Source organism: Vibrio sp. 1F253 (assembly GCF_041439295.1).
Taxonomy (GTDB): Bacteria; Pseudomonadota; Gammaproteobacteria; order Enterobacterales; family Vibrionaceae; genus Vibrio; species Vibrio tasmaniensis_A.
This window is the reverse complement of the sequence record NZ_JBGONU010000080.1, coordinates 1-9,772: the sequence shown is the minus strand read 5'-3', so window position 1 is coordinate 9,772 and position 9,772 is coordinate 1. Positions and strand designations below refer to the sequence as shown.

At 37.5% G+C, this 9,772-nt stretch carries 10 protein-coding genes and 2 pseudogenes; 3 read left to right on the top strand and 9 right to left on the bottom strand.

Going from position 1 to position 9,772, the window contains the following annotated elements:
• A pseudogene (locus tag ACED28_RS22030) lies at nucleotides 1-166 on the bottom strand (transposase); the annotation flags it as partial.
• A gap of 67 nt (nucleotides 167-233) precedes the next feature.
• On the opposite strand from ACED28_RS22030, the pseudogene ACED28_RS22025 reads away from it, so the two are divergent.
• Nucleotides 234-368 (top strand): annotated as a pseudogene (locus ACED28_RS22025) (transposase); the annotation flags it as partial.
• Nucleotides 369-561: 193 nt separating this feature from the next.
• Here the strand turns inward: ACED28_RS22025 and ACED28_RS22020 are convergent.
• Complete coding sequence (locus ACED28_RS22020) at nucleotides 562-2,067, bottom strand: aldehyde dehydrogenase family protein (RefSeq protein WP_371710749.1); 1,506 nt, start codon at nucleotides 2,065-2,067, stop codon at nucleotides 562-564.
• A 376-nt stretch (nucleotides 2,068-2,443) separates the two neighbouring features.
• Here ACED28_RS22020 and ACED28_RS22015 point away from each other — a divergent pair, with 376 nt between their 5' ends.
• Both ACED28_RS22015 and ACED28_RS22010 read left to right on the top strand, forming a co-directional pair.
• Complete coding sequence (locus ACED28_RS22015; RefSeq protein ID WP_371710748.1) at nucleotides 2,444-2,839, top strand: hypothetical protein; 396 nt, start codon at nucleotides 2,444-2,446, stop codon at nucleotides 2,837-2,839.
• The gene (locus ACED28_RS22010) at nucleotides 2,829-3,086 is read left to right on the top strand and encodes a hypothetical protein (protein ID WP_017098660.1); all 258 of its coding nucleotides are present in this window, start codon (nucleotides 2,829-2,831) and stop codon (nucleotides 3,084-3,086) included. The genes ACED28_RS22015 and ACED28_RS22010 overlap by 11 nt, the downstream gene beginning before the upstream one ends.
• A 477-nt stretch (nucleotides 3,087-3,563) precedes the next feature.
• Here ACED28_RS22010 and ACED28_RS22005 read toward each other — a convergent pair whose 3' ends face one another.
• The 7 genes from ACED28_RS22005 to tpx all read right to left on the bottom strand — a co-directional run bounded on the left by ACED28_RS22005 (nucleotide 3,564) and on the right by tpx (nucleotide 8,919).
• The gene (locus ACED28_RS22005) at nucleotides 3,564-4,592 is read right to left on the bottom strand and encodes a GlxA family transcriptional regulator (RefSeq protein ID WP_371710747.1); all 1,029 of its coding nucleotides are present in this window, start codon (nucleotides 4,590-4,592) and stop codon (nucleotides 3,564-3,566) included.
• A gap of 157 nt (nucleotides 4,593-4,749) precedes the next feature.
• Nucleotides 4,750-5,229, bottom strand: a complete 480-nt coding sequence (locus tag ACED28_RS22000) for a hypothetical protein (protein WP_017098658.1) — start codon at nucleotides 5,227-5,229, stop codon at nucleotides 4,750-4,752.
• Nucleotides 5,213-6,010: a winged helix-turn-helix domain-containing protein gene (locus tag ACED28_RS21995; RefSeq protein ID WP_017098657.1), complete on the bottom strand. Its 798-nt coding sequence runs from the start codon at nucleotides 6,008-6,010 to the stop codon at nucleotides 5,213-5,215. The genes ACED28_RS22000 and ACED28_RS21995 overlap by 17 nt, the downstream gene beginning before the upstream one ends.
• Nucleotides 5,991-6,521: a hypothetical protein gene (locus ACED28_RS21990; RefSeq protein ID WP_017098656.1), complete on the bottom strand. Its 531-nt coding sequence runs from the start codon at nucleotides 6,519-6,521 to the stop codon at nucleotides 5,991-5,993. Before ACED28_RS21990 ends, ACED28_RS21995 begins: the two co-directional genes overlap by 20 nt.
• Nucleotides 6,496-7,221 (bottom strand): helix-turn-helix domain-containing protein, encoded by a 726-nt coding sequence (locus ACED28_RS21985; protein ID WP_017098655.1) that lies wholly within the window; start codon nucleotides 7,219-7,221, stop codon nucleotides 6,496-6,498. The genes ACED28_RS21990 and ACED28_RS21985 overlap by 26 nt, the downstream gene beginning before the upstream one ends.
• Nucleotides 7,222-7,810: 589 nt before the next feature.
• Nucleotides 7,811-8,419, bottom strand: a complete 609-nt coding sequence (locus ACED28_RS21980; RefSeq protein WP_017098654.1) for a redoxin family protein — start codon at nucleotides 8,417-8,419, stop codon at nucleotides 7,811-7,813.
• Between the two features lie 2 nt (nucleotides 8,420-8,421).
• Nucleotides 8,422-8,919, bottom strand: a complete 498-nt coding sequence (gene tpx, locus ACED28_RS21975) for a thiol peroxidase (RefSeq protein WP_017100137.1) — start codon at nucleotides 8,917-8,919, stop codon at nucleotides 8,422-8,424.
• Between the last annotated feature and the right edge of the window lie 853 nt (nucleotides 8,920-9,772).

Sequence of the window (9,772 nt, the reverse complement as noted above, 5' to 3'; positions counted from 1 at the left end):
ATAGCTAAATCACTGAACCGACGTGGCCTCCCGCGCTTATTCTGTTTGCTTTGCGTCCAGCCACTTATCGCTTCTTCATCAATCCAAAAGGTCAAAGAACCGCGGTTAATGAGTTATTGATTGTATTTTGCTTCCAGTTGGTTGTTTTATAACGAGGTTTAGGTATAGGGCTACAAGAGGGAGTGAAGGTAGCTGATCAGATCGTAGGTTTAGTTCCAATGAATTACGCAACAAAGCCGAGACTATGGGGAAATCACTTTTGGGCTAGAGGGTATTTTGTAGATACGGTCGGTGTGAATGAAAAAGTCATTCGCCGATATGTACGACACCAAGATAAGCAGGACATAGAGTATGAGCAACAACTGTAGTTATTGAAGAATTGATAGCGCGGAAGCCCCTTTCTAGGGATGATAAAGCGAAATTGCCTTCTAAGAAGGCGGATATTTTTTCAGTCTTGCATTGTAAAGGGGTCAAGGAAATGGGCATGGCTTAGACCATCAATATAATGAACCAAATGTTTGTCTGCCCATTAGGTTTTCGGGCAGACAATTAGCTTAATTTTTAAAAGAAGCCTAAAGGATTAACACTGTGGCTAACGATGATATTTTTGGTGTTCTGGTAGTGGTCTAGCATCATTTTGTGTGTTTCTCTACCAATCCCGGACTTTTTATAGCCGCCAAACGCAGCGTGAGCAGGGTAAGCATGGTAGCAGTTAACCCAAATTCGCCCAGCTTGTATATTTTTCGCCATATGTGAAATCAGATTGTTGTCACGTGTCCATACTCCAGCACCTAAGCCATACTCAGTATCGTTGGCGATTGCCAGAGCTTCTTCAGTGTCCTTAAATGTAGTAACAGCAACGACTGGGCCAAAAATCTCTTCTTGGAAAATACGCATATCGTTAGTTCCTTTGAAGAGGGTAGGCTCGACAAAGTAACCATTGTCTTCATTGCTGTTACCACCAATAAGTAATTCGGCACCTTCTTCATGACCAAGAGCTATGTATTTGCGAATTTTGTCAAATTGCTCTTGTGACACCTGTGAACCAACTTGTGTGTCGGTATCGAGTGGGTTTCCTTGTTGGATCGTTTTCATGCGAGTTTGCAAACGTGAAATGAAGCGATCGTAAATTGATTCATGAATCAAAACTCGAGAAGGACACGTGCAGACTTCACCTTGATTGAAAAAAGCTAACAAGACACCTTCGATACACTTATCAAGGTAACTGTCTTCGTGATCAAATATATCAGCCATAAAAATATTTGGAGATTTACCACCTAGCTCGACTGTTGACGGAATTAGGTTCCCAGCGGCACACTTCAGAATATGCTGTCCAACTTCTGTAGAGCCAGTAAAGGCTACTTTAGCAATCTTTTTATGTGTAGCAAGTGCTTGACCTGCTTCTGAACCATAGCCATTTACGACATTGATTACACCGGCAGGGACTAGATCTTCGATGAGCTCCATCAATACTAAGATTGATGCAGGAGTTTGTTCCGCTGGTTTTAATACTACGCAGCAGCCAGCAGCCAGCGCGGGTGCCAGCTTCCAAGCGGCCATTAAGAGTGGGAAGTTCCATGGGATAATTTGTCCTACAACACCAACAGGTTCTGGGAAGTGGTAGGTCATGGTTTGTGAATCTAGTTCCGCAGCGGAACCTTCTTGAGCTCTAATGCATCCAGCAAAATAGCGGAAATGGTCGACAACGAGTGGAATATCAGCGGCGAGAGTCTCGCGAATAGGTTTCCCATTGTCCCATGTTTCAGTAATAGCAAGCATCTCAAGGTTGTTCTCAATACGCTCAGCTATCTTTAATAATATGTTTGAACGCTCAGTGACTGATGTTGAAGCCCAGTCATTTTTCGCATTGTGCGCAAAATTAACTGCCAAATCGATGTCTTCTTGAGTCGAAGCTGGAATTTCACAAATTACAGAATGGTTGATTGGGGAGGTATTAGTAAAATATTTTCCATGTTTCGGTGCTACCCATGCCCCTCCTATGAAGTTTTGATACTGCGGCTTGAAATCGACAATCGAATTTTCAGTTCCTGGTTGTGCATATAACATTTTCAGTTCCTTTTTTTAGATTCTGTGCGTTATTATCCACCCGCACATGAAAAATAAAATAAGCAACTTCAACCATAGGTTAAGCTAGAATAAAAATAGCCATACTAAATCAATGGTTTATATGTTAACCGTGAAACTAAAAGTCTTGAATGCTTAGGGTATATGTCTTTTTCTAATGAATTTCATTTTAATATGCTAGTTCTATCAATGTAAATAGATCGCTATCATTACCAATATAGTAACCAAATAGGACATATATATCTGATCTTATGGACGTAATAATGGTGTTATTTTTATAACTACATGATATTTGGTTGGTTTGTTTTGTTGGTGCAATTGGTTTCACTGTTTTATTTTAAACATATAACGTTAACATATGAGGAACAAGAACAATGAACTAGAGGAATGTAAAGTGTATCAAGAATTGAGCCAACTGTTAGATGACATTGGATATGCATTTGATAAGCATGAGCTGAAGATATGTACTATCAGAGCTCAAAAAAACAAAGTTATAAAAGCGATGATTGTAAAGGCAAAAGAACTAAATTTTGATATTTCGTCAAATCTATCGAAAAGTGTCTTGTCAGCGATAGTTAGTCAGGAAGACATTAACGAGCAACAAGCGATTGACATTTTGACGAAGTATGTAATTAGCGACAATATAATTCAAAGAGAAATGAGAGAGAGCCTTTTCCTTGCTGCGATGAGGAAAAGCGAAGAGTTTCATATTGTTATGCTATTGAATGGAGAAGGGGTAAATCGTGTTATCTGAAGAAATGCTTTATGAAAGAACCAAAGAAGCGCTGCGATGCGCACGCTTGCTTGAGCTTGATACATCCCAACAATTTATTAGAACATGTTTGAGTGCTTGTGTGGCTGATAAGCGTATTCATATTAACAATATTGGTGAGGTATTAAGCCATTCAATTGCTTATCCGAGTAAATTATTAGCTGGTGCATATGAGTCCAGTGAGCTTCATCGGTCCATAACCCCTGTCTTAGAAAAACTCTCTCAATAGTATTTGTCTGAGTGGCAAAAATGTCACATCAAAAGTAGTTGCTTGGGCCTAATCTGGCAGTCATTATTTTTTAAGCGATGTTTGTCAGATTGAACCTAAGGCTGAACTTTTTACGGTTTACGAGCTAACAGTGTATCTAGTGAATGTTAGTTGCCACTTTTTATCCACATGATTACTCGCCCTGAATTTTATAATCAATACGCATTTGACTCACCAAGATCGTCATCGTTTATTTCTTGCAGGTAAATTAGTCGACTTTGTTTTTGTTTCGCTTTTCTTTCCCTTGTGGTTTGTCGTTGAACGCTTGCAGATACAAGCGTAGGCGGAGAGACATCAACTTTCTTAAAGTTGAATTGATGAAGGCTGTGGAGCTCAAAGCCGGAGAGATACCAGCTTTATTATTGGGTTAATCATTTCAATCCAAGTGAATAACTCCCTTTTTAGCTAAGGGCTTAGGTCCAGTTAGAATTAAGGTGCTTAAATCTCACAAGCCTGTGTCGTTTTGCGATATTCTGTGGGCGTCATGTCGTAAAATTTTTTAAACAGCGACCTAAAATGGTTTGTGTCACTGTAACCAACTTGCTGGGATATTTGTTCTATGTTTAAGCTGGTAGTGTCCAGCTTGTCTCTCGCTAATACCACTCTAATACGTTGTATGTAGTTCATTGGAGATTCGCCAGTTGCTGCTTTGAAGCGACGTTTCATTTGCCTTTCACTCAAAAAACTTTTCTCTGCACACATAGCGACAGATAGCCTGCTTGGGTCTTCATTGTGCATCCACTCTTGTAACCGATCAATCAAACTGTCGCTATGTTGATGGTATTGAGCAAAGCTCGTTAAACAAATTCGCTTAATTTTTGAAACATCACCTCCTAAGTACTGTTCACATTTAACTCTTTGGGCCGTGCCTAACAAAGCATCAATTAACAAAATTGTTGCAGCAAAGTATTCTTTAATGCTGGAGGTGCAAATATATCGGTCTTCATGAGTTATTTTCAAGTGTGGTTTGAATTTTACTTGGGGGAATTGATTTCGAAAATCTTCAGCATATACCCAATGTGTAGTTGCGCTTCGTTTGTTTAAAACCCCAAGCTCAGCCAGAAGAAATGTCCCCGTACATAAAGAGAGAACAAATTCACACTGCGTAATTTGTTTTTTTAGCCAATATTTAACCTCTTTGGGTAAGACATAAGACCCCTTATTTATGTCACCACAAGCACCTATTATTAAAATGTCGGTATGTTCGACGGATTCCCAATGCGTACTACTGTTAATTGTTAGCCCCCCTAAGAATTGAGTCGGCCCCCCTGTGACTGATACATAACTGACCTGTGGCGCTGGTAATCCTGCTTGCATTGAAGCAATTGTCAGCATTTCGATTGGTCCCGAAATTGCTGTGATTGGGCTTCCTTCTAACAAGAGTGCAGTAATCTTTAAAGGTTCTCTTTTTCTGATCATGAGTATTACGTTTCTCAAATATGTCCTATTTGCTAGTACTATGTCCATAAACCCTTAAGAACACTAATAAACAAATCCGAAATTTAAATTACTCGTCATTAGATTGATTTTAAATGAATAAATTAAGTCATTGATATTTACATGTTTATAATCAACACGTTTAGTTATAACTAAATCTGTTGATGATTTAGATTGATTACTCTAATTAATCGGCCGTGATACACTGGACACTGCCGGTCAATAAACTGGAATAACAGAAAATATACTTATCTTGGTATAAGGTCTGGAAAAATTGTTCCGATGAATTCTCAATCAAGTGTGCTTCAGTGAAATCAAGTTCTGTTGAGGGAGTGTAGTTTGCGCTACGTAGCGCGTTGGTTGTCGAAAAGAGGTCTGCACCCCAGAAATAAACGGAGTAATAGATGTTGAGGGCTTTGTTTTCGCCTTCGGATAATAAGCTACAATGCGCATCGTGAACTCCTCCCCACAGATGATCTACGGTAATTACTTCTTTGAAGGAGTCGACTTCAAATTTTTTATATGTACGACCATGAGAAAATAACATGATGTTGTTTCGACCATCTAAGAATAGAGGATGATTAAGGGTATTTATCCATGAGATAAACGTAATGACGAGTATATTTGCCAAGACCAGAAAAATAATGGCTTTACCGACATTGTTCATTAATTTCCTCTCTTACTTGCTCGATTGAATAGTCTCGGGAAAAACTAAAATTCATTGTGTTGTGTTCATGTAAATTATTAGGTTGATAAACACACGATACATAGAGTTGCTCAGGGTTTTCAGAAATATAGAGCATACGTAAGTCACTTGAGTATCTCCCTTTGAGGTCATTGAAACGTTTATCTCCATTTTTAGTATCAGTAAAATAGTACGTTACGCCCAAATGTTCACGCTGGTTCCATTGAATACGATCTGTGGTGCTATTGTAATATATGATCCGCGTTAACCAAGTGAGACTAACTAAAAATAACAGTGAGAGAGTCAATAGAATGAATCTTTGAAGGTATTGTAGATGGGCCGATAGACTGGTCTTCTCATGGTCTTGAGGTTGGAGAGTGTCTGGGATTATTTCTGAACTAGGTGTTGATGAGTTGTTTTGTTCAAGAACTATTGGCACCTCAAGGCTTATTATGTTGCTTACCAGTAAATAACCATGCTTTGGGACTGTTTTTATAATATTTTGTTGTCGGCCATTGTCACCTAAAGCTATACGTAGGTGGGCTATAGACTGAGTTAAACTAGCTTGCGAGACGACTCGCCCTGGCCAAGCCACGTCGATTAGGGTACTTTTTAAAACGGTTTCGCCTTGATTTTGACATAAAAGCTCTAAAATTTTGCAATCTGTAGAGTGCAATTTTTTGCTCTCCCCATTACTTTGGTTAGTTAGCTGGCGCCTAAGGGTTGGATTAAATATCCACATGCTATGTTGTTTTCTTGTCATTGACGTCAATTTTTTCTTTATTTTCAGATATATTGACACATTGAACTGAGTTGTTCGACAGTTGGATGTAACAATATTGGTGGGAGGTTTCTAACAAAGTTTGAAAATTTTCTTCGCCGCCATCAAAGAGCGCATGTTGCTCTGGTAAATCAAAATATTCTGTTTCTGGAGTGTTAACCAGTTGATTTATATATTTTATGGAATAAATGGATTTCGGCCAAAAGGTAATAAGAAATTGTGTGTCCAGTTTTTTTCCATTGTCGAAATGGATAGAAGCCATTAATAGAAATCGGTTCCATAGATAAGGTTTTAAGTGATAGTCGATTTTTCTGTATTTCTTATCTCCCATTTGCTCACCGTAAGTCAGAACTGTTTTACTTATTTGGGTATTAACGTTTTGAGCAAAACTAGGAATAAACGATGCATTGAGAAAAATTTGAATAGGCAACAAGGCAAGTAAAAAGACAACGCTAAGCAAATAGTGTTTATTGGCATTTTTGTACAATATCATTGCTAATCCCCTCTATAGCGCGCTTAACATCAATGGAAAAGTTGATGCTTTGGCCGTAAGGTGATGATGCATTCTGGTGAATGCAACTTACATAAATCCTAGTTTTATTTGAAGCAATATAAAAATTCACATTGTTTAAAGTAGGGTGCCTAATCAGCTGTTCTAAGAGTTGTTGACTATGAAAATCGTTGTTCTTGATCGTAAAGGTGTTAGTTTGAGAGTTCAACCTTGACATGTTCAGTTTAGGTTCGCTTTGTGAAGGTATGAACAAAAACCAAAACAGTAAACAGTTCATGCTGACTAATAAAACTATTACGCCAGCTTGCCAAGAACATTTAAGCTTAAAAGCCACTACCTTATCAGGTCGCCTAGTCTCGGGTTGGGCTTGGTTAGTTAAAACTAGAGCTATTTTATTATAAGCGACAAAGTAACCGGCTTTAGGTACGGTTCGAATGATACATTGTGCTTCCACTGTATCATTCAAAGCTAAACGTAATGATGCAATGGCGTGTGTGATACTGGCATCTGAAACAAATTTCCCCGGCCAAATTTTTTTGTGAATTTCAGATTTAGTTACGACTCGATGGTTATTCGACAGTAAGAGCAATAATAACTGGCTTTCTGTTTTTGTTAGTCTCTTTTCTTCACCTGATATTTTATTTCGAAGTTGAGAGTGTTCATGAGGTCTAAAATCCCACATAGATAGCTGCATACCTATACTTGGTGTTGTTTTTAAATGAAATATTACAAACTTACCAAATTATTCAATAGACAACAACTAGTAAAATAGTATGAACTCGAGTTTATAATAAGAATTGATTATAGGCGTTGAGGGCAATTTTGCTTTGTTTTTTAACGAGAACTTTGAAAGGTATACTTAAATCAGCACAGTTACTTCCATTTATGTGTCTGGTTTCATTGAGATGCGTTGATGCCTTCCTCTTGTGAGTTCGTATGTATAATGATATCGACTCTACTTGACTAATCTATGGGATTGCATCGGTGTACTATTGGAGAGAGGCAGTTGTAACTAAGTTGATATTATTTAATGAAATGATGGAGTGCCATGTTGTATTTTGATTTTATTATATAATTTTCAATTAAAATTTCTTCTACTAATGCTTCTAATATAGATGATTCTTTTAGTTTAAGAGCACCTAATGATACCAGGATTAACAACCCTATAAATATATTTTGTTTTTTTATGGTTTTCATTATTGATTGTTATTTATATAATTGGAATTAGGTTAATATATAAGAGGCTAATGCCCCTTATATATTTCCGGAGTCTAGCGGTTTTCTAACGCAACTTTCACTGCTCGTTCTAAACTAGGGATAGTTGTAAGTTCAGGTACTCTTTGGGTATAAATGACTTGGTTATTCATACCCACTACAATAATACTTCGACTAAGTAAGCCTAACTGCTTAATTTGAGTTCCTGTATTGAGGCCAAACTTATGTTCCGAAGAGTCAGAAAGATATGTCGCTCCGTCAAGAGAATGCTCTCTAATGAACCGCTGTTGAGTAAAAGGAGTATCCGCACTGACTGCATAAAATTCAATGTCTTGAAGTTTGTGATGGTTGCTTTCTATGTATTGAGAAAGCTCAATAGCTTGTTGAACACAAACAGGTGTATCAACAGATGTCAATATGCTATAAATTTTGATCGATTTACTTTGCGCACTAGTATCATAGCTTTCTAAATCTGAAGTCAACATCTTAGCCGAAGGCAATAAATCGCCTACTTCTAATGGTGTACCAATCAGATCAAACTTTGTGGTGTTATCAAGTGTGACGACTTGTGTCTCTCCAAATCCAGCATCGTCTTCAGTAGTTTCAAACTTTGCGAAGGCGTTTATTGAATAAAGGGTGGCAGCAACAATAAGTAGTTTACGCATGATTATGATAAAACCGCTAGCGCAGATTCATAGTTTGGTTCAGTAGTAATTTCAGAAACCAATTCGCTATGTTTGACTATACCATCTTGACCGATAACGATAACAGCTCTCGCAGCTAATCCTTCAAGCGCACCTTCATTTAAGTTTACACCGTAGTTTTCAGTGAATGATGACTCTCTGAAGAAAGAAGCGGTTGTTACATTATCAATGCCTTCTGCACCACAAAAACGATTCATAGCAAAGGGTAGATCAGCAGAAACACATAATACGATTGTATTGTTTAAATTAGCGGCTTTCTCGTTAAATGTACGAACGCTTGCAGCACAAACTGGGGTGTCAATGCTAGGGAAAATATTTAATAAGACATTTTTCCCTTTTAGGCTTTCTAAGGTTAGGCTATTTAATTCTTTGTCGCAGAGAGTAAAACTTGGTGCTACTTGATTAGGTTTAGGAAATAGACCTGAGATTGAAACGGGGTTACCTTGAAAAGTTATAGACATGTTAATACCTTTTTATTGTTTATTTTTTGGTTAGAAATTATTGAGCGGCGAGATAGTAATTTGATATTTATAAATAACAAATCCGATGTGTTGTATTCTATTTGTTATTATTTAAGATTCTAATAAATAAGATATTAAGTCCTAAATGCCCATTGTTTTGGTCCTATTTGAATGGCTTGATTGGTGTATAATTTAATTTTTTCTGTGGAGTTTCTGAAGAGTGTTCGTATTTAGGTGTGTTTTCGAAAATTAAATATTATTCATAGGGAAAGAACGTGATTTTTTACGTTGTTTTTTGATTCTTTAACGATGAGCGAGCTGTATTCAGGAATTAGTATTCATTCCTAAACAAAGAACCCCCAGTCATGCTGTTTTAGTTGGTCAACTTTCAAAGACAGCGTGACTTCTTACATTTACAATGAAATTAGACCATAGATTAAATTCATTATCATATTTTCTAACTATCCTATAACCACGATTTTGCAGTCAGGCTCGCTAGTCCTATTGTATATAATTTTGAAAATAAAGACAAAACTGACAATCGAAACACAGGGGAATGAAAAAAACATTTGCATTTTTACTCGATATTTCGACTCAGACCTTAGCGAAGGCCTTCCTGCCAATGATTATGAATGGAAGGCTTTGTTGCGTAATTCATTGGAACTAAACCTAAAACCTACGATCTGATCAGCTACATTCACTCCCTCTCGTAGCCCTATGCCTAAACCTCGTTACAAAACAACCAACTGGAAGCAATACAACCAATCACTCATTAACCGCGGTTCTTTGACCTTTTGGATTGATGCGACTGGCCTTAAGGTTTATGGCGAAGGTGAATGGAAAGTCAAAAAAC